This window comes from Streptomyces sp. RLB3-17 (assembly GCF_007113425.2).
In the GTDB taxonomy this organism is placed as follows: domain Bacteria; phylum Actinomycetota; class Actinomycetes; order Streptomycetales; family Streptomycetaceae; genus Streptomyces; species Streptomyces mirabilis_D.
This window is the reverse complement of record NZ_CP041610.2, coordinates 5,094,802-5,113,952: the sequence shown is the minus strand read 5'-3', so window position 1 is coordinate 5,113,952 and position 19,151 is coordinate 5,094,802. Positions and strand designations below refer to the sequence as shown.

At 70.2% G+C, this 19,151-nt stretch carries 16 protein-coding genes; 6 read left to right on the top strand and 10 right to left on the bottom strand.

What is annotated here, in order from left to right:
* Positions 1 to 132: 132 nt before the first annotated feature.
* The 4 genes from FNV62_RS23200 to FNV62_RS23185 all read left to right on the top strand — a co-directional run bounded on the left by FNV62_RS23200 (position 133) and on the right by FNV62_RS23185 (position 4,509).
* Entirely contained in the window at positions 133 to 894 is a 762-nt protein-coding gene (locus FNV62_RS23200) for a DeoR/GlpR family DNA-binding transcription regulator (RefSeq protein ID WP_054233089.1), read from the top strand.
* On the top strand, positions 891 to 1,844 hold the full coding sequence (gene pfkB / locus FNV62_RS23195) for a 1-phosphofructokinase (RefSeq protein WP_144315620.1): 954 nt from the start codon (positions 891 to 893) through the stop codon (positions 1,842 to 1,844). The genes FNV62_RS23200 and pfkB overlap by 4 nt, the downstream gene beginning before the upstream one ends.
* 205 nt (positions 1,845 to 2,049) lie before the next feature.
* A complete protein-coding gene (locus FNV62_RS23190; protein ID WP_144315619.1) occupies positions 2,050 to 4,164 on the top strand; it encodes a fructose-specific PTS transporter subunit EIIC in 2,115 nt (704 codons plus the stop codon).
* Between the two features lie 87 nt (positions 4,165 to 4,251).
* Positions 4,252 to 4,509 carry a hypothetical protein gene (locus tag FNV62_RS23185; protein ID WP_097285099.1) on the top strand — a complete coding sequence of 86 codons (258 nt, stop codon included), beginning with the start codon at positions 4,252 to 4,254 and terminating at the stop codon, positions 4,507 to 4,509.
* 93 nt (positions 4,510 to 4,602) lie between these two features.
* Here the strand turns inward: FNV62_RS23185 and FNV62_RS23180 are convergent, their stop codons facing one another.
* The 4 genes from FNV62_RS23180 to FNV62_RS23165 all read right to left on the bottom strand — a co-directional run bounded on the left by FNV62_RS23180 (position 4,603) and on the right by FNV62_RS23165 (position 9,222).
* Positions 4,603 to 5,352, bottom strand: coding sequence for a DUF6227 family protein (locus tag FNV62_RS23180; RefSeq protein WP_097285098.1), 750 nt, complete (start codon positions 5,350 to 5,352; stop codon positions 4,603 to 4,605).
* A gap of 157 nt (positions 5,353 to 5,509) precedes the next feature.
* Entirely contained in the window at positions 5,510 to 6,715 is a 1,206-nt protein-coding gene (locus FNV62_RS23175; protein ID WP_248282353.1) for a L,D-transpeptidase, read from the bottom strand.
* A 234-nt stretch (positions 6,716 to 6,949) separates the two neighbouring features.
* Positions 6,950 to 7,981 carry a P1 family peptidase gene (locus FNV62_RS23170; protein WP_097285096.1) on the bottom strand — a complete coding sequence of 344 codons (1,032 nt, stop codon included), beginning with the start codon at positions 7,979 to 7,981 and terminating at the stop codon, positions 6,950 to 6,952.
* A complete protein-coding gene (locus FNV62_RS23165) occupies positions 7,978 to 9,222 on the bottom strand; it encodes a low temperature requirement protein A (RefSeq protein ID WP_144315618.1) in 1,245 nt (414 codons plus the stop codon). The genes FNV62_RS23170 and FNV62_RS23165 overlap by 4 nt, the downstream gene beginning before the upstream one ends.
* A 104-nt stretch (positions 9,223 to 9,326) precedes the next feature.
* Here FNV62_RS23165 and FNV62_RS23160 point away from each other — a divergent pair, with 104 nt between their 5' ends.
* A complete protein-coding gene (locus tag FNV62_RS23160) occupies positions 9,327 to 9,533 on the top strand; it encodes a hypothetical protein (protein ID WP_060901778.1) in 207 nt (68 codons plus the stop codon).
* Between the two features lie 430 nt (positions 9,534 to 9,963).
* Here FNV62_RS23160 and mscL read toward each other — a convergent pair whose 3' ends face one another.
* The 6 genes from mscL to FNV62_RS23130 all read right to left on the bottom strand — a co-directional run bounded on the left by mscL (position 9,964) and on the right by FNV62_RS23130 (position 16,068).
* Positions 9,964 to 10,434, bottom strand: coding sequence for a large conductance mechanosensitive channel protein MscL (gene mscL, locus FNV62_RS23155; protein WP_097289027.1), 471 nt, complete (start codon positions 10,432 to 10,434; stop codon positions 9,964 to 9,966).
* A 150-nt stretch (positions 10,435 to 10,584) separates the two neighbouring features.
* Positions 10,585 to 11,205: a hypothetical protein gene (locus FNV62_RS23150; protein WP_225900340.1), complete on the bottom strand. Its 621-nt coding sequence runs from the start codon at positions 11,203 to 11,205 to the stop codon at positions 10,585 to 10,587.
* A 203-nt stretch (positions 11,206 to 11,408) separates the two neighbouring features.
* Entirely contained in the window at positions 11,409 to 12,242 is an 834-nt protein-coding gene (locus FNV62_RS23145; RefSeq protein WP_054233153.1) for an S-methyl-5'-thioadenosine phosphorylase, read from the bottom strand.
* A gap of 238 nt (positions 12,243 to 12,480) precedes the next feature.
* A complete protein-coding gene (locus FNV62_RS23140) occupies positions 12,481 to 12,792 on the bottom strand; it encodes an FmdB family zinc ribbon protein (RefSeq protein WP_097285093.1) in 312 nt (103 codons plus the stop codon).
* Between the two features lie 68 nt (positions 12,793 to 12,860).
* A complete protein-coding gene (locus FNV62_RS23135; protein ID WP_143655189.1) occupies positions 12,861 to 14,123 on the bottom strand; it encodes an MFS transporter in 1,263 nt (420 codons plus the stop codon).
* A gap of 388 nt (positions 14,124 to 14,511) precedes the next feature.
* Entirely contained in the window at positions 14,512 to 16,068 is a 1,557-nt protein-coding gene (locus tag FNV62_RS23130) for a potassium/proton antiporter (protein WP_143605441.1), read from the bottom strand.
* A gap of 304 nt (positions 16,069 to 16,372) precedes the next feature.
* Here FNV62_RS23130 and FNV62_RS23125 point away from each other — a divergent pair, with 304 nt between their 5' ends.
* Positions 16,373 to 19,138, top strand: a complete 2,766-nt coding sequence (locus FNV62_RS23125) for a penicillin acylase family protein (protein WP_144315617.1) — start codon at positions 16,373 to 16,375, stop codon at positions 19,136 to 19,138.
* Positions 19,139 to 19,151 lie beyond the last annotated feature (13 nt).

The window sequence follows — 19,151 nt, the reverse complement described above, 5'->3', positions numbered from 1 at the left end:
GGGGCTCACCTCGATGCCCGTTTGTGTCCACCTGACACCCGAACCTGTTTACTTTCCGGAAATCCGGGCGTAGCCTCCGAGCGAAACCACAAGTTCGGGCATCGGCCGCACAGTAATCGAAGGCGAACGGACATGTACGCACCGGAGCGGCAGCAGGAGATCCTCCGGCTTGCCCGTGACGGCGGTCGGGTGGACGTGCTCTCGCTGGCCGAGGAGTTCCAGGTCACCGCGGAGACCATCCGCCGCGATCTGAAGACCCTCGACCGTGCGGGACTCCTGCGGCGGGTGCACGGCGGTGCCATACCGGCCGGGCGGCTGGACTTCGAGCCCGACCTCGCCGAGCGCGAGTCCACCGCGGCCGACGAGAAGGACCGCATCGCACAGGCCGCCGTCGCCGAGCTGCCGGACCAGGGCACGATGATCCTCGACGCGGGCAGCACGGTCGCCCGGCTCGCCGGGGACCTTCCGCTGGAGGCGACGCTCACCGTCGTCACGCACAGCCTGCCGATCGCGGCCCGCCTCGCGGACCACCCCGGCATCCAGCTCCACCTGGTCGGAGGGCGCGTCCGGCACCGTACGCGCGCCGCCGTGGACGCCTGGGCGCTGCGCGCGTACGCCGAGATCCGCGCCGACGTCCTGTTCGTCGCGGCCAACGGCTTCTCCGCCGAGCACGGACTGACCACCCCCGACCTCGCCGAGGCCGCCGTGAAGCGCGCGGCCATCCGCGCCGCGCGCCGCGTGGTGCTGCTCGCCGACTCCTCCAAGCACGGCCAGGAGCACTTCGCCCGCTTCGGCGACCTGAGCGACGTGGACCTGCTGATCACCGACAGCGGGCTGAGCCCCGAAGACGCCACCGACATCGAGCGCGGTGGCACGGAAGTAGTGCGCGCATGATCCTCACCGTCACCCCCAACCCCTCCCTCGACCGTACGTACGAGGTCCCGTCGCTCGACCGCGGCGAGGTCATCCGGGCCACCGGCGAACGCATGGACCCGGGCGGCAAGGGCGTGAACGTCTCGCGCGCGGTCGCGGCGGCGGGGCAGCGCACGATCGCCGTACTGCCGCTGGGCGGTGCGCCCGGCGCACTCGTCGCCGAGCTGCTCCACGCGCAGGGCATCGAGGTCGCACCGGTCCCGGTCACCGGAGCCACCCGCTCGAACATCTCGGTCGCCGAACCGGACGGCACGCTCACGAAGATCAACGCCCCCGGCCCCGAACTCACCGCCGCCGAGGCGGAGCTGCTCCTGGAGACGGTGCGTCAGCAGTATCGTTCCGGCGACACCGACTGGATCACCTGCTGCGGCAGCCTGCCGCGCGGACTCGGTCCTTCCTGGTACGCCGACCTCGTCGCCCGCGCCCACGCGGCCGGCGCCCGGATCGCGCTGGACACCTCCGGCCCCGCGCTGCTCGCGGCGCTGCGCGAGCGGCCCGACGTGGTGAAGCCCAACGCCGAGGAGCTCGCCGAAGCCGTCGGGCGCCCTCTCGTCACCGTCGGTGACGCGGTCAAGGCCGCCGAGGAGCTGCGTGAGATGGGCGCCGCCGCCGTGCTCGCGAGCCTCGGCGCGGACGGGCAGCTGCTCGTGGACGGCGCGGGCGCCTGGTTCGGCAGCGCACGGGTGGATGCCGTACGCAGCAACGTGGGCGCCGGTGACTCCTCCCTCGCCGGATTCCTGATCGCCGGTGGCCGCGGCCCGGAGGCCCTCGCCTCCGCCGTCGCCCATGGCGCCGCGGCCGTACAACTGCCCGGCAGCGTGATGCCGGGCCCGGCCGACCTCGACCCCTCCGCCGTGACCGTCACGTCGGAGGTCCCCGTGGACCGCGTACTGACGGAGCCGGTGTCATGACGAATCCCCGTGTCATGACGACCGCCACTCCTGCGGCCCCACCCCCTGGACCGGCTCTGATGAGGCGGGGTTTCCCCGGCCCCGCCTCCGCCATCTCAGTCCCGGTCTCTCTTCCCCTGTACCCCGCCCTCCTGGAGTGCGGCACCCCCGTCCCCACCCCCGCCCACGACTTCCCCCGGGCGATACGCGTGCGAAGGAGCCCGCGATGAGCGAGATGATCACCGCGGACCTGGTCGATCTCGACCTGTCCGCCGAGACCAAAGAGGCGGCGGCACGCGCCCTCGCCGAGCGCATGGTGACCCTGGGGCGGGTGACCGACCTCGAAGGCTTCCTCGCCGACGTGGCCGCCCGCGAGGCCCAGATGCCCACCGGCCTTGACGGCGGGATCGGCATCCCGCACTGCCGGAGCGAACACGTCACCGAGCCGACGCTCGGCTTCGGGCGCAGCCCGGCCGGGATCGACTTCGGCGCGCCGGACGGCCCCGCCGACCTGATCTTCCTGATCGCCGCCCCGGCGGGCGCCGACGACGCGCATCTGACGATCCTGTCGTCGCTGGCCCGTCAGCTCATGAACGCCGAGTTCACGTCCGCGCTGCGGGCCGTGGACGACGCGGCGGCCGCGGCCGCGCTCATCCGCGGGGACGAGTCCCCGGCGGCCGCGGCCTCGACCGCCCCCGAGGGCACCGAGTCCGCTGACGGCTCCAAGAACTCCGTGGCGGTGTCGGCGGCGGCCTCCGCCGACACCGCCACGGGCACCACGACCGACACGACCGACACCACGAGCGACACCACGGCGGACGCCGGAGCCTCCGGTGAGCGTCCGTTCCGGATCGTCGCCGTCACCTCCTGCCCCACCGGCATCGCGCACACCTACATGGCGGCCGAGTCGCTGGAGAACGCGGGCCGCGAGGCGGGCGTCGAGGTCGTCGTCGAGACGCAGGGCTCGGCCGGCTTCACCCGGCTCGACCCGGCGGTCATCGCGGCCGCGGACGGTGTGATCTTCGCGCACGACGTGCCCGTACGGGACAAGGACCGGTTCGCCGGCAAGCCCACCGTCGACGTCGGCGTGAAGGCGGGCATCAACAAGCCCGCCGAGCTGATCACCGAGGTGCGTGGCAAGGCCGCACGCGGCGAGGTCAGCGCGGGCTCCGCCCCTGGTACGCCGGTGGAGCGCTCCGGCGACTCCGCCGAGGGATACGGCACCAAGCTCCGCAAGTGGCTGATGTCCGGCGTCAGTTACATGGTCCCGTTCGTCGCCGCGGGCGGTCTGCTGATCGCCCTCGGCTTCGCGATCGGCGGCTACAAGATCAACAAGGCGCCGTCGGTCATGGACCACTTCATGTGGCTGCAGGCGGACAGCTGGGGCGCGCTGTTCTTCCAGATCGGCGTCGTCTCCTTCGGCTTCCTCGTCCCGGTCCTGGCCGGCTACATCGCCTACGGCATGGCGGACCGCCCGGGTCTCGTGCCCGGCTTCGTCGGCGGCGCGATCTCCCTCACCATCAACGCGGGCTTCCTCGGAGGTCTGGCCGCCGGTCTCATCGCCGGTGGTGTGGTGATCGGGATCCAGAAGGTGAAGATCCCGGCGTCGTTGCGCGGCATCATGCCGGTGGTGGTGATCCCGCTGATCTCCGCGGCGATCGTCGGCTTCCTGATGTTCGTGGTCATCGGCAAGCCCATCGCCTCCGCGCAGAAGGGCATGACCGACTGGCTCAACGGCCTCACCGGCACCAACGCCGTCCTGCTCGGCGCGCTGCTCGGCCTGATGATGTGCTTCGACCTCGGCGGCCCGGTCAACAAGGTCGCGTACACGTTCGCCACCGCCGGTATCGCGGTCGCGAGCCCCAGTGACTCGGCGATGAAGATCATGGCGGCCGTGATGGCGGCGGGCATGGTTCCGCCGCTGGCCATGGCGCTCGCCACGACCGTGCGCGGCAGGCTCTTCACCCAGACCGAGCGGGAGAACGGCAAGGCGGCCTGGGTCCTGGGCGCCTCCTTCATCTCGGAGGGCGCGATCCCGTTCGCGGCGGCCGACCCGTTGCGCGTGATCCCCTCCGCCATGGTGGGCGGCGCGGTCACCGGCTCCCTGTCGATGGCCTTCGGCGCCACGCTGCGGGCCCCGCACGGCGGCATCTTCGTGGTCCCGCTGATCGGCAACCCGTTCCTCTACCTGATCGCCATCGCGGCCGGTGTCTGTGTCACCACCGCCCTGGTGGTCGTCCTGAAGGGCATGCGCAAGCAGGCCCCCGAGGGGACCGGCGCGGGGGTCGCCGACACCGCGATAGCGGCGAAGGTCGACTCCAAGGAGCCGGTCGCGGCCTGAACGGCCAACTACTCGCCCTTTTAGGGCATCTGCGAGATACGTCACGGTCCGGGGCCAAAGTCCCGGACCGTGGTGTCTACTGGGGGCATGCCTGAGCATGTGTCGATCCTCCAGCTGATGGGCGTGGCCGTCCTCGCCCTCGCGACCGTCATCTGGGTCGTCGGCCTGTCCCGCCTGCTGCGCCGCGCGCGCACCGGGGCCGCCGTGCGCCACCATGGGCAGGTGCTCCGCGCCATGCCGCATCAGCGCCGGTCCGGCCCCGCCGCGGAGACCGTGGAACTCACCCCCGAGGAACGCGCCGCGTTCGCGGGCCTGGTACGCCAGTTCAGCGACAGCCGCCCCTGACGAACGGGAGTTCCCCCGAGGAACGAGGGCTCGCCCCCCGACGAACGAGGGATCCCCCCGACGAAGGGGGTGTTCGGCTCACTACGCCAGGCTCTAGGCGAGCCGCGCCGCCCGGCGTTCCATGGCGGCCCGCGCCGCGTGCTCCGTCGGATAGACCTCGCACATGTGCCGGCCGTCCGGCGTCGCCGTGTGCTCGACCTCCCACAGGGAGATCTCCTGGCCGTCGCGGAGCAGGAACGCGTGTTCGTAGAGCGAGAAGCACAGCCCGACCTGGCCCGCCCGGCAGGGGCGCCCGAAGGCCTGGGTGATCTGGTGCGCGAACGCGGTGCGCAGCAGCAGCGTCGTGATGTCGGCCCCTGGCCGGTCCGCGTTCTCCGCCCGCCGCAGCAGCCGCCGCGCGTGATCCGCCGAGTCGTCCGTCAGATAGACGTGCCGCGGCTCGGGGACCGGTGACGGATGGACCATCACGGGCAGTTCGAAGTCCGGCGCGTCCGGCGGCAGCGGCAGCCGGGCCGTGGCGGCGCGCAGCTCCTCCTCGTCGACATACACCTCGTGCTGCGGCTCACTCCCGGGCGCCGTGTTGTGCACGAGCTCCCACAGCGTGACCGCCGAGCCGTCGGCGAGCAGCCAGGTGTGCCGGTACGTCTCGCGGTGCAGCCCCGCGCTGTGGTGCGCGGAGTGCAGCGAACTGTCGTGCGCCAGCGCGCAGTCGAGCCGCCTTATCGTCTCGTCGGGCAGCTCGAAGGAGTTCAGGGCACGGCCGAGGAGTCGCTCGAGGTGCTCCTCCGGAGACTCGGGCGACTCGGGTGGTTCGTACGCTGCTGTCTCGTACGGAACGCTCAAGGCTTCTCCCGGCGTTGCTGCATGTCACCTTGTGGGTGCATACCGTAGCCCCTCGGTCGGACATCAATCCTGCGAACCGAGAAAACGTACGGACAGAAAACGAGCGGGCCGCGCGGCAAGTTCCCGCGCGGCCCGCCGTGACGTCAACGGCCCCAGGTCAGACCGTACTTCCCGCGGTCCACGCACTCCAGGACATGTTCCAGCCGTTCAGTCCGTTGTCCGGCGAGACGGTCTTGTCGGGCGAGTTCTTCACCACTACGACGTCCCCGACGAGAGAGTTGTCGTAGAACCACTTCGCGCTGGTGTCGCCCTGCGCGCCCTGTACATCGGCGAGACCGACACATCCGTGGCTGGTGCCCTGCTGTCCGAAGGGCGGGTTCCCGCGGTTGTACCAGTAGTTGCCGTGGATGAACGTCCCCGAAGACGTCAGTCGCATCGCGTGCGGCACGTCCGGGATGTCGTACTCGCCGCCGTAGCCCACCGTCGAGCCGTTCATCCGGGTCTGGACGAACTTCTCGGAGATCACCATCTGACCGTTGTACGTGGTGTGCTCCGGGCTGCCCGCCGAGATCGGCACCGTCTTGAGCGGCTTGCCGTCACGCACGACCGTCATGGTCTGCGTGTTGACGTCGACCGTGGAGACCTGGGAGCGACCGACGGTGAAGGTGACCGTCTTCTTCTGCACCCCGAAGATGCCGTTCGCGCCCTCGACGCCGTCCAGGTCGATCTTCATCGTGACCTTGGAACCGGCCTTCCAGTACGTCTCGGGCCGGAAGTCGAGCCGCTGCGAGCCGAACCAGTGCCCGGCCACCTGCTGCCCGCTGCTGGACGTGACCGTGATGTGCGACTGCACGGCCTTCTGGTTGCTGATCACCTTGTTGAAGTTGAACGACACCGGCATCCCGACGCCGACCGTGGTGCCGTTGTCGGGCGTGTACGTGCCGATGAAGCTGTTGCTCGAGGAGACCGTCGTGAAGATGGAGTTGGCGGCGGCCGTGCGTCCGTTCGCGTCCTTCGCGGTCGCCGAGATCTGGTACTTCGTCCCGCGCTCCAACTGCGCCGTCGGCTTCCAGCCGGTCCCGTCCGCGGTGATCGCCCCCGCCACCGCCGTCCCGGACCCCGACACCGTCATCTTCACCTCGGTCAGCTTGCCGTCGCTGACCTTCACGCCGGTCGCGTTGATGGACGCGTCCGTCGCACCGTCCTTGGCCGAGATGACTATCTTCGCCGTGGACGTCTTGGCCGAGCTGCCGCTGTCCTTGCCGCCCTTGGCGTCGGCGCTGGCGTTACCGCCGCAGCCGGTCAGGGTGAGGGCGCCGACCATCAGGGCGGCACAGGCCCCCAGTGCGCGCCGCGCTGTCATGTTCGGCGTTGTCACGGGCTACTCCAGTTTCTCGTGATGTGCGTGATCCGCTCCAGTGCGTGGATAGAGAGCGAGCGGTGCCGCGCAGGGTTCCCGCCGTCCCCGGCCCAACACCGTCGCGTGACAGAACCGGGACAATCACCCACCGGCCCACGACGAACTCCCCCTCCCTCTGGCGCGACTTGACGTCAGCGAGGGCAGCGGAACACCCGGAACCACGGACCAGGACCCGCCCTAGGCGCTCCCGTACAGCTCCCCGTACGACGGCCACACCCCGCCCGGTCCGTCCACCGGGTCGGCCGCGCGCACCGCGCGGACGATCGCCCGGGTCACCAGATCCGCGCCCGCCGCGAGGATCTCGTTGAGGGCCAGGGGGTGGTCGGGAGTGAGCGGGCGGGCGCCCGTGGCCAGGGCGAAGACCGTGTCGCCGTCGTTCAAGAGGTGGACCGGGCGGACGGCGCGGGCGATGCCGTCATGGGCCGTGCCGGCGAGCTTGTGGGCCTGGGCGCGGGTGAGGTCGGCGTCGGTGGCGACGACGGCGAGCGTGGTGTTCAGCGGGGGAGGCGCGTTCTTCGCGGCGGCTTCGGCGAGCCGTTGCCGCGCCGCCTCGTGGACCTCGGCGGAGGGATAGGCCGTACGACCGTCTCGCAGCAACTCCCCGTACAACACCCCCGTCTCCGGATCCACCGCCGAACCCGCCGCGTTGGCCACCACCAGCGCGGCCACCGTGATCCCCGAGTCGAGCACGGCGCTTGCCGTCCCGATCCCGCCCTTGATCCGCCCGACCGCCGCCCCCGTCCCGGCGCCCACGCACCCCTCCGGCACCGGCGCACCCGGCCCGCTCGCGTCGGCAGCCTCGACCGCGGCCCGGCCCGTGGCCGCGTCCGGCCTCGCCCGGAAGTCGCCGCCGCGGCCCAGGTCGAAGACACAGGCGGCGGGCACGACCGGCACGACGTGCGCCGGATCGAGGCCCACCCGCACCCCCCGGCCCCGCTCCTCAAGCCAGGCCATCACCCCGGACGCGGAGTCCAGCCCGTACGCGCTGCCGCCGGTCAGTACGACCGCCTCCACCTTCTGCACCAGGTTGCGCGGGTCGAGCGCGTCGGTCTCCTTGGTGCCGGGTCCGCCGCCGCGTACGTCCACGGCCGCGATGGCGCCACCCGCAGGGGCGAGCACGACCGTGGTGCCGGTGAGCCAACCGTCGCCGATACGCGTCGCGTGTCCCACGCGCAGCCCAGCGACATCCGTCAGAGCGTCAACTGTCATGTCTCCAGTGTTTCCCGCCCCGCGGTCCCCGCCCCCTTCGTTGTGACCATCCGTGCCGTCAGGGCGACCCCGACCGCCACCGACAGCGCCGCCACGACGCCGGCCGCGAGCACCGCCCAGCTGCTCAGGAAGGTGCACAGGATCACCAGCAACGCCGTCGTCGGCAGGACGAGTTGCTCTGTGATGCCCATCTTGAAATGGCGCGCGTGCAACAGCCACACCGTGAGGAAGTACAGCGCCGTCGGCAGTGTCACCGCGGCGGACGCGGCGAGCGTCGAGATCTGTGTCTTGCCGACCGCCTGCTCGACCGCGACCTCCAGGCCCGCGCCGATCGCGGCCGCCGACGCGAAGATCAGGTAGTGGCCGTATCCCCACAGGAACGCGTGGGCGCTGGACCGCAGGCGCCCGTGGATGGGTACCACGAAGTAGATCCACCAGGCGGAGAAGACGATCAGCAGTCCGCCGGCGGCGATCGGCAACAGCTCGCCCAGCGCGTCGTGCTCGTCCACCGCCGACTTCACGGCCATCGTCGACGCGGCGATCGCCTCGCCCAGCACGATGATGGTGAACAGGCCGAACCGCTCGGAGACGTGGTGCGGATGCCAGGAGGTGACGTAGTCCTTCTCCGCGTACACGGGGACGCACATCTCGGCGATCGCCATCACCAGGAACACCCAGGGACGCCCGGGCTCCGGCAGGACCAGCAGTCCCAGCCAGCCGACCTGGCACAGCAGCACACCGCCCGCGTACCGCAGCGCCATGGTTCTCTCGGGGCCCTTCGTGCCGCGGGCCACCCGCAGCCACTGGGCGATCAGCGCGAAACGCATGATCGCGTAGCCGAGCCAGACGGCCAGGTACACATGGTTCTCGAAGGCCCGCGACACCCCGGCGGCGAGGACCAGGACACCGGCGATCTGCACCAGCGTCACGACCCGGTAGAGCGCGTCGTCGTTGTCGTACGCCGAGGAGAACCAGGTGAAGTTCATCCACGCCCACCAGATGGCGAAGAAGATCATCGCGTAGTTGAGGATGCCCTCGCCCGCGTGTCCCGCCGCCACGGCGTGCACCAGCTCGCCGCCCGCCTGGGCGATGGCCACGACGAAGCACAGGTCGAAGAAGAGCTCCAGCGGCGACGCGACGCGGTGCGCCTCGTCCCTCCTCCGGGCGGTCATTCTGCGCAGGGGCCCGAGTCGGGCCGTCCTGGGCGTCGGGGTGGGTTCGGAAGCGGCGCTGGACGTCATACGGCCAAGCACAGCAGAAAAGAGTCCAGGTCGCTCGGGTTGACGGCCGCAGGACGCGGCAGCACCGGGGTGGGCCGGGGACCCCTCGGCGTACGCTGGGACGCATGAGTACCGGCCCCGCCCCCGCCTCCGAACCACGTGACGCGTCCGCACCGCGCGATCCGAAGTCCGCGCTGATCTTCGACGACCCGCTGAGCCAGCAGTCCTCGGACGACACGGACCGGGGATGGGGCGAGCAGTCCGGCGGTGACGGTGACAGCGTGGCGGACCTGAAGCGGTTCCTCGACGAGAAGCCGCCGCACCACCTCTGAGCCGCCGCACCTCGGCGCCGTCCGACGCCGAGCCCGGCATGACGAGCGCCGGTCCCCAGGCCGCCGCGGCCGGACCCGCGGTCGCGGATCCCGGCCTGGAGAGAACGAAGGACGATTCCGAGCGTCCTCAGTCGGCCCTCGATCGTGCGGAGACGGCCCCCGAGAGCCTCAAGCCCGGCCCGGATCGTGTGGGGTCGACTTCCGAGCTTCCCGGGCGGGCGCCCGACTGTCCGGAGCCGACTTCCGAGCTTCCCGAGCCTGACATGGACGGTCCGGGATCGGGCTTCGAGCCTCGGGAGCAGGCCGCCGGGCTTTCGTAGCCCTACGGCGACTGCCCGCCGCCGGCCCGGGCGTTTCTGGGGCCCGAGCCCGGCCCTCATTGCCTGGCGTCGGCCCCCGGGCTTCCGTAGGCCGTCCCCGGTCTTCTCCGTCAGTTCTGGCTGTTGCCCGAACCGCGCTGGGCCAGCAGCGCGTCGCGGATCTCCTTGAGCACCTCCAGCTCGGACACCTCGATGATCTCCTGGGTGCCCTCCTTCGCCTTCTGCCGGGCCGCCTGCCGGGCCAGGAACTTCGACATCGGCAGGACCATCAGGAAGTAGACGACGGCCGCGGTGATCACGAAGCTGAGCGTGGCGCCCAGCACGGAGCCCCACATGATCCGTATGCCCGTCGCCGTGTCCCCGGTGCCGGTGCAGTGGGGTTTGAGGCAGGAGCTGTAGCTGTCGAGGTTCTGTGTGCCGATCGCACCCACCAGCGGGTTGATGATGCCCTTCACCACCGAGTTGACGATGTTGGTGAAGGCCGCGCCGATGACCACCGCGACGGCCAGGTCGATGACGTTGCCCCGCATCAGAAAGGCCTTGAAGCCCTCCCAGACACCGGGTTGCTTCTTCTCGCTCACCAAGAGGCCCCTCTGCGCAAGTTGTGGAACGAACAGCTCCGCAACCTACGGCAGGGCCCGCCGGACCTGTCCAATTCGATAGCACGATCGAGCGAGTTGACACCGATTCGATATCCAGGAGGGCCGTCAGTACGGCATCGCGCACGGTGCTCAACACAGTGTCACCGCCAGCCGTGCCGTCGTGCCCGCGCCCGCCAGTCGCGCCGCCGTGGCCCGGGGTACGGAGAGGACGACCAGCGCCCCGCTCTCGGTGGCGGCGAAGTCCGGGACCTCGGCCACCCGCGCCCCGGCCGCGACCACGCGGCCCTCGCTGCCACCGTCCGCCGCGATCACGTCGACCCGGTCGCCCGGCCTGAGCAGCCGCACCGTGGCCGCGTCGGCGATCCGCACCGGCGCCGCCACCGTCTCCACCGCGTCCCGCCCCCGCACGGACGCGGTAGCGGAAGGGGAAGGGGGAGAAGAGGACATGGGGGTGGAAGTGGACGTGGACGGGGGAGCCGCCGTCGGATGGCCCCGTGCCCGCCCGGCGTCACCGGGGCCCGCAGCCACGAGGGCCGCCGCCGTGACGGCGAGCCCCGCGGCCACGGCCCGCCGCTTGTGACGGGTCAGGCGCCGCAGCCCGTACCGCCCGCCGCGCACGTGCACGGGGGCGAACTGCGGCACCTCGCGGATCGGAGGCGCGTCCACACCGGGCGGACGTACGGGATCCGTGCCCGGCGCCCGTACGGGATCCGTGTCCGGCGGGCGTACAAGAGGAGCGTGCTGTGCCATGGGACCACCACCTGCGACGAGAGATCGGCTTGCGATCCCACGATGAGGCCTCGCGGCGGAGCCCGTCGGCGCCGGTGGACCACCGACGAGTTGTGGACAACTCCCTCACCCGAACGGGAAGTTCCACGTGGAAACGCCCGTCAGCGCCCGTCAGCGCCGGTCAGTGTCCCTCGGCGCCCACCGAGCGCCCGTCGAGGCCATCGTCACGGCAGCTCGAAACCCGGGTCCATCCCACCCAGCGCCGTCGTGCACAGACAGTCCCGCGTCCCGTTCCCCGGCAGGGCCGCCACCGCGTCGTACAGCACGTCCCGCAGTCGGTCCACGTTCGACGCGAACACCTTCAGCACGTCGTCGTGCGAGACGCCCTCGCCGGCCTCCGCGCCCGCGTCGAGGTCGGTGACCAAGGTCAACGAGGTGTAGCAGAGCTGGAGTTCACGAGCGAGCGCGGCCTCGGGGTGGCCGGTCATGCCCACCACGGACCAGCCCTGCGCCTGGTGCCACAGCGACTCGGCGCGGGTGGAGAAGCGCGGTCCCTCGATCACCACGAGCGTGCCGCCGTCCACCGGCTCCCAGTCACGCCCGCGCGCCGCTTCGAGGGCGGCCTTGCGGCCGACGGGGCAGTAGGGGTCGGCCAGTGACACGTGCACGACGTTCGGCACGGTGCCGTCCGGCAGCGGCAGCCCGTCGAAGAACGTCTGCGTCCGCGTCTTCGTACGGTCGACCAGCTGGTCCGGCACGATCAGCGTCCCCGGCCCGTACTGGGGGCGCAGTCCGCCCACCGCGCACGGTCCGAGGATCTGACGGGCACCTACGGAGCGCAGCGCCCAGAGGTTGGCCCGGTAGTTGATGCGGTGCGGCGGCAGATGGTGGCCGCGGCCGTGGCGGGGAAGGAACGCGACCCGTCGCCCGGCGATCTCGCCGAGGAACAGGGAGTCGCTCGGCGGCCCGTAGGGGGTCTCGACTTGTATCTCGGTCACATCGTCGAGGAAGGAGTAGAAGCCCGAGCCGCCGATGACACCGATCTCTGCGTTCGCCATGACGATCACACTAGCGGGCTTCGAAGATCTGCCCCCGAAAACGGCGAGGACCCTGTTTTCCGAAAGCGGCGAGGACTCCGTCGTCCGAAAGGGGCGAGGACTCCGTCGTCCGAAAGCGGTCAGGACTCCGTCTTCCGAAGCGGCGAGGACCCCGTCGTCCGGAAACTCCGGGGTACCCGCCCTCGGAAACGCCGAGGACCCCATCGTCGTACGACGACAGGGTCCCGGCGAGAAAGTCCTAGGCGGCCGAGCTGCTGCTCGACGAGCCGCTGCCCGACGACTTCGAGTCCGACGAGGACGACGAGGTCGTCGACGAAGAGGACGACGTCGAAGAGGTCGACGGCTTGGAGGCCGGCGAGCTGCTCGACGAGGAGCCACGGCTGTCGTTGCGGTAGAAGCCGGAGCCCTTGAAGACAATGCCGACGGCCGAGAACACCTTCTTCAGGCGTCCACCGCAGTTGGGGCACTCGGTCAGGGCATCGTCGGTGAACTTCTGCACCGCCTCGAGGCCCTCGCCACACTCGGTGCACTGGTACTGGTAGGTCGGCACTTGTCTTCCTCCTGGCACTCTCACTCAATGAGTGCTAACGACGATCCATAGTGACGTATTCCGCGAGATCAGTCCACTGTCACCGGCACTCGGTGACCGACGCCACGTGCGACGGTGCGTCCGGTGGGCCGCGTGGCCAGCCGTGAACGCAGGGCCAGCAGGGTCACCAGCGCCAGTGCCGTACCGGCCATCGGCACCAGGAATCCGGCACCGTTCCACAGGCGGTCCTCCAGCTGTCCGGCGACCGTGACGGCCGCCGCCTGGCCGAGCGCGACGGCGCCGGTCAGCCACGTGAAGGCCTCGGTGCGGGCGCCCGCCGGGACCAGGCCCTCGACCAGCGTGTAGCCGGTGATCAGGGACGGAGCGATGCACATGCCGACCAGGAGGCCGATCGCGGCGAGCACGACCACGGAGTGCGCGGCCCACAGTCCGGACGCGACGAGCGCCAGGGCGGCGTAGCCGATGACGAGCCGCCGCTGCGGGGCCACCTTCCAGGCGATGGCGCCGCAGACGATGCCGGAGAGCATGTTGCCCGCGGCGAAGACGCCGTACAGGACGCCGTTCAGACCGGGCTCGCCGATCGACTCGCTGAACGCGGCGAGCGAGACCTGCATACCGCCGAAGACGGATCCGATGCCCAGGAAGGTCACGATCAGCACCCGTACTCCGGGGATCCGCAGCGCGGAACCGTGCTCCACGCGCGTGTGCCCGGCGGCGGCGACAGCGGGCTGGGTGCTCTTCTGCGCGGCGAAGAGGAGACCGCCGATCAGGGTCAGCCCGGCCTCGGTCAGCAGGCCCGCGGCCGGGTGCACGGCGGTGCACAGCGCCGTGGCGAGGAGCGGGCCGAACACGAAGGTCAGCTCGTCCGTGACGGACTCGAAGGCCGCCGCGGTGGTCATCAGGGGCGAGTCCTGGAGCTTCACGCCCCAACGGGCGCGCACCATGGGCCCGACCTGGGGCACCGAGGCGCCGGTCGGCACGGCGGCGAGGAAAAGGGCCCACAAGGGGGCGTCCATCAGCGCCAGCGCCGTCAGGGAGAGGCCTGCCACGGCGTGCACCAGGACGCCGGGCAGCAGGACGGCCCGCTGGCCGTGGCGGTCGGCGAGACGGCCGGTGAAGGGTGCGAACAGCGCCATGGAGACGCCGGTGACGGCGGCGACCGCGCCGGCGGCCCCGTACGAGCCGGTGGTGTGCTGGACGAGGAGTACGAGGGAGAGCGTCAGCATCGCGAAGGGCTGACGTGCGGCGAAGCCGGGAAGCAGGAACGTCCAGGCGCCGCGGGTGCGCAGCAGCTGTCCGTATCCGGGGCGGGAGGTGACCGTGGATGCCACGGCCCGTGCCTTTCTGCCGCCTGGTAGCGCGGCCCCTTTTGTCGAGCGGTTCGCCTCCGGGGTGCTGTAGCCGGTGTGGAGAGTCCGACCGTGCTCAGCCCTTCGGGCGTTCGCGCGCTCGACCTCTCGACACCGTCGGACCCCTTTGGCCCACTCGCCCTGCGGGGGGCGCCGAGAGCTGTCCTCTTGCGCGGAACTGCGGTAGATGCCGCGCCGCCCACTGCGGGGGCGTCGCGACCGCCATACGGTCGCGCCAGCTCTGCTTCAGGCAGAGTTGGTTCGATCAAGGTGTGCCTTCATCGTACAGGGGCGAGTGCTGCGGTGCCTGTGAAAGTGAGCACCATGGCAGTGTTCGCCTGCGAATGCACATCGCCCCTTAATGTCCCGTTTACTGTCCGGAATGTCGGGAGTGCGGTCCTGTGCCGTTGCCCGCGAGGCCCAGCCAGCCCGCCAGCTTGCCGCCCTGGCCCACCGCGCGCAGCCGTCGCTCGGCCGCGTCCCGGACCGGGTCGGTGGCCACCACGAGCAGCTCGTCGCCGCGTCGCAGGACGGTCGTGGGCAGCGGCACGAAGGAGGTCCCGTCGCGCACGACGAGGGTGACGGCGGCCCCCGAGGGCATGCGCAGCTCGGCCACCTCCACGCCGTGCATGCGGGAGCCCTTCGGGATCGCGACGGACAGCAGATGGCCGCGCAGTCGCTCCAGGGGTGCCGATTCGATCCCGAGGTCGGCGGCGCCCTCGGACTCGCCCAGCCGCAGCTTGCGGGCCAGCCAGGGCAGCGTGGGGCCCTGGATGAGGGTGTAGGCGACGACCAGGACGAAGACGATGTTGAAGATCCGGCGGCTCTCCGCGATGCCGCTCACCATCGGGATGGTCGCCAGGATGATGGGCACGGCGCCGCGCAGGCCCGCCCAGGACAGCAGCGTCTGCTCCTGCCACGGGATCCGGAAGGGCAGCAGGCTGACCACGACGCTCAGGGGGCGCGCCACCATGGTGAGCACCAGGCCGATGACGAGGGCCGGCACGATGTCGTCGCCCATGTCGTGCGGGGTGACCAGCAGGCCGAGCAGGACGAACATGCCGATCTGGGCGATCCAGCCGAGCCCCTCGGCGAAGCCTCGGGTGGCGGGCCAGTGCGGCAGTTTGGCGTTGCCGAGCATCATCGCCGCGAGGTAGACGGCGAGGAAGCCGCTGCCGTGCGCGAGCGCGCCGGCGGCGTAGGCGGTGACCGCGATCGCCATCACGGCGATCGGGTAGAGGCCGGAGGCGGGCAATGCCACGTGCCGCAGCCCCCAGGAGCCGAGCCAGCCCACCGCGAGGCCGATGGCCGCGCCGATGGCCAGTTCCAGCGTTATCTCGCCCAGCAGCACGTACCAGTGCTCCACGGGGCCCGCCGTGCAGAACGCGACGACGAGGATGACCACCGGGGCGTCATTGAAGCCGGACTCGGCCTCCAGGATGCCCGTCACGCGCGCGGGGAGGGGTACTTTCCGCAGCACCGAGAAGACGGCCGCCGCGTCCGTCGAGGACACCACCGCGCCGATGATGAGCGCCTGCCGCCATTCCAGGCCGATCAGGTAGTGGGCGGCCGTGGCCGTCACTCCGACGCTCACCGCGATGCCGACCAGTGCCAGCGAGGTGGCCGCCGGCAGGGCCGGCTTGATTTCCTTCCACTTCGTGCCGAGGCCGCCCTCGGCCAGGATCACGACCAGGGCCGCGTACCCGATGACCTGTGTCAGTTCGGCGTTGTTGAAGTGGACGTCGCCGACCCCGTCCTGGCCCATGGCGACGCCTATGCCGAGGTAGACGAGCAGGCTGGGGAGCCCGCTGCGCGAAGAGATACGAACCGCTGCCACCGCGACGAGCAGAACGAGCGAGCAGACGAGCAGGAGCTGGTTGAGGTGGTGGACAGTCAGCGGCTGTTCCCTTCTCGCCAATCCGGGCACTGGATTCGAACGCGTGGATGTGAACACGTCGATTCGATGTGATCGCGTCGAGGTCAACGCGTGGAATCGAGGTGATCGCGTGGATCCCAGCACGTCGATCCGAACACCCGAAGTCGGTACATGAGTCCAAGTACTTCGTTACCTTACCTAACTCTTGACGCTTTCTTGACACTCCAGGGGCCGAGATCGAACGCTCGTCCGTCCTGTACCCGACTCCGCGTCAAGGCGCGTCGGGCCCTGCGCCTATGGTTGCTCCAGCACTCCAGGACCGCCTGCCGCTCGCGTTAGGACAGCAAGGACAGCGATGCCCCCGAACACCACCGCCTCTTCCGGCCAGAAGCCGGGCAAGTCCGGCAGGAAGAAGGGGCGCAAGGCCCGACTGTTCCTGATCGTCCTGGTTCTGGCCCTCTTCGGAGGCGTTGCCTATGGCGGCTACTGGGGGGTCAGTACCGTCCGTGCCTCCTTCCCACAGACCAAGGGCTCACTCACGCTCGACGGGCTGTCGGGTCCCGTGGACGTCAAGCGGGACGGCAACGGGATCCCGCAGATCTACGCCTCGTCCGACGAGGACCTGTTCATGGCGCAGGGTTACGTCCAGGCGCAGGACCGGTTCTACGAGATGGACGTACGCCGTCACATGACCTCGGGCCGGCTGTCCGAGATGTTCGGCTCGGGCCAGGTCAAGAACGACGAGTTCCTGCGCACGATGGGCTGGGACCGGGTCGCCAAGGAGGAGTACGACAAGAAGCTGTCGGCCTCCACGAAGAAGTACCTCCAGGCGTACGCCAAGGGAGTCAATGCCTACCTGAAGGGCAAGGACGGCAAGGACATCTCCCTGGAGTACGCGGCCCTTGGTTTCACCAACGACTACCAGCCCCAGGAGTGGACCCCGGTCGACTCCGTCGCGTGGCTGAAGGCGATGGCCTGGGACCTGCGCGGCAACATGCAGGACGAGATCGACCGCTCCCTGATGACGAGCCGCCTGGGCCCGAAGCAGATCGCCGACCTGTACCCGGAGTATCCCTACAGCCGGAACAAGACGATCACCCAGGAAGGCCAGTACGACAGCGCCACGGGGTCGTACGTCCAGGGCGGCGGCACGACGCTGGGCAGCGGGACGCAGTCCACGGCGGGCACCGGCCTCGCGGGGAACACCACCGCGCCCAACGGCCTGCAGAGCCAGCTCTCCAAGCTCTACAACGTGCTCGACAACGTGCCCACCGCCGTCGGCGTGAACGGCAACGGCATCGGCTCGAACTCCTGGGTCGTCGCGGGCAAGTACACGATCACCGGCAAGCCGCTGCTGGCCAACGACCCGCACCTGTCGGCCTCGCTGCCCTCGGTCTGGTACCAGATGGGCCTGCACTGCACGAGCGTCTCCAGCAAGTGCCAGTACGACGTCTCCGGCTACACCTTCGCGGGCATGCCCGGCGTGGTCATCGGCCACAATCAGGACATCGCCTGGGGCATGACCAACTCCGGGGTCGACGTCACCGACCTCTACCTGGAGAAGATCACCGGCGAGGGCTACGAGCGCGACGGCAAGGTGCTGCCCTTCACGACCCGCAGGGAAACGATCAAGGTCGCGGGCGGCGCCGACAAGACGATCGTCGTCCGGGAGACCAAGGACGGGATGCCGTTGCTCTCCGACCGCGACGACGAACTCGTCAAGGTCGGCAAGAAGGCCACCGTCGACAGCGGGGCGCCCGACCGCGGCGACGGCTACGCCATCGCGCTGCGCTGGACCGCCCTGGACCCGGGCAACTCCATGGACGCCGTCTTCCAGCTGGACAGGGCGTCGAACTGGACCGAGTTCCGCACGGCGGCCGCGTCCTTCGACGTGCCCTCGCAGAACCTGATCTACGCCGACACCAACAACCACATCGGCTACCAGCTGCCTGGCAAGATCCCGATCCGGGCCAAGGGCGACGACGGCTCGCTCCCGTCGCCCGGCTGGGACTCCAAGTACCAGTGGACCGGCTACATCAAGCAGTCCGAGCTGCCCTACGAGTACGACCCGAAGCGCGGCTACATCGTGACCGCCAACCAGGCGGTCGTCGACAAGGACAAGTACCCCTACACGCTCACCACGGACTGGGGTTACGGGACGCGCAGCCAGCGGATCACCGACCTCATCGAGGCGAAGATCAAGGGCGGCGGCAAGATCTCGACCGACGACATGCGCCAGATGCAGCTCGACGACAGCAGTGAGATCGCCAAGCTGATCGTGCCCAAGCTGCTCAAGATCGACGTCGCCGACAAGAACGTCCGCGACGCGCAGAAGCTCCTGGAGGGCTGGGACTACACCCAGGACGCCGACTCCGCGGCGGCCGCGTACTTCAACGCGACCTGGCGCAACATCCTCAAGCTCGCCTTCGGCAACAAGCTGCCCAAGGAACTGCGGGTCAAGGGCCAGTGCCTGAACGTCGCCCCGGTCGACACCACCGGCCCCGCGGACGAGAACCAGACGGTGCGCGAGTGCGGCCAGCGTGAGGCGGACCAGGCGCAGCCGGACGGCGGCGACCGCTGGTTCGAGGTGGTCCGCAAGATCATCGACGACCCGAACAACGACTGGTGGAAGGCGCCCAAGACGCGCCTCGACAAGGCGGCCGACAACCGGGACGAGCTCTTCGCGCGGGCCATGAAGGACGCCCGCTGGGAGCTGACCGCCAAGCTCGGCAAGGACATGGACACCTGGAGCTGGGGCCGGCTGCACCGCCTGTTCCTGAAGAACCAGACCCTGGGCACCGAAGGTCCCGGCGTCCTGCAGTACATGCTCAACCGCGGCCCCTGGAAGCTCGGCGGCGGCGAGGCGACGGTCAACGCGACCGGCTGGAACGCCGCGGGCGGCTACGGAGTGGTCTGGGTGCCGTCCATGCGGATGGTGGTCAACCTCGACGACTTCGACAAGTCGAAGTGGATCAACCTCTCCGGCGCCTCCGGGCACGCCTACAGCGCCCACTACACCGACCAGACGGACAAGTGGGCCAAGGGCGAACTGCTGCCGTGGTCCTTCTCCGGCAAGGCGGTCGACAAGAGCACGAGCGACACCCTGGTGCTCAAGCCGTGAGCCGATGACGGCA

Bases quoted from the DNA above. Each gene is read 5' to 3' on its own strand.
- FNV62_RS23200 (WP_054233089.1), top strand. From the start codon at position 133: ATGTACGCACCGGAGCGGCAGCAGGAGATCCTCCGGCTTGCCCGTGAC.
- pfkB (WP_144315620.1), top strand. From the start codon at position 891: ATGATCCTCACCGTCACCCCCAACCCCTCCCTCGACCGTACGTACGAG.
- FNV62_RS23190 (WP_144315619.1), top strand. From the start codon at position 2,050: ATGAGCGAGATGATCACCGCGGACCTGGTCGATCTCGACCTGTCCGCC.
- FNV62_RS23185 (WP_097285099.1), top strand. From the start codon at position 4,252: ATGCCTGAGCATGTGTCGATCCTCCAGCTGATGGGCGTGGCCGTCCTC.
- FNV62_RS23175 (WP_248282353.1), bottom strand. From the start codon at position 6,715: ATGACAGCGCGGCGCGCACTGGGGGCCTGTGCCGCCCTGATGGTCGGC.
- FNV62_RS23170 (WP_097285096.1), bottom strand. From the start codon at position 7,981: ATGACAGTTGACGCTCTGACGGATGTCGCTGGGCTGCGCGTGGGACAC.
- FNV62_RS23165 (WP_144315618.1), bottom strand. From the start codon at position 9,222: ATGACGTCCAGCGCCGCTTCCGAACCCACCCCGACGCCCAGGACGGCC.
- FNV62_RS23160 (WP_060901778.1), top strand. From the start codon at position 9,327: ATGAGTACCGGCCCCGCCCCCGCCTCCGAACCACGTGACGCGTCCGCA.
- FNV62_RS23150 (WP_225900340.1), bottom strand. From the start codon at position 11,205: ATGGCACAGCACGCTCCTCTTGTACGCCCGCCGGACACGGATCCCGTA.
- FNV62_RS23145 (WP_054233153.1), bottom strand. From the start codon at position 12,242: ATGGCGAACGCAGAGATCGGTGTCATCGGCGGCTCGGGCTTCTACTCC.
- FNV62_RS23125 (WP_144315617.1), top strand. From the start codon at position 16,373: ATGCCCCCGAACACCACCGCCTCTTCCGGCCAGAAGCCGGGCAAGTCC.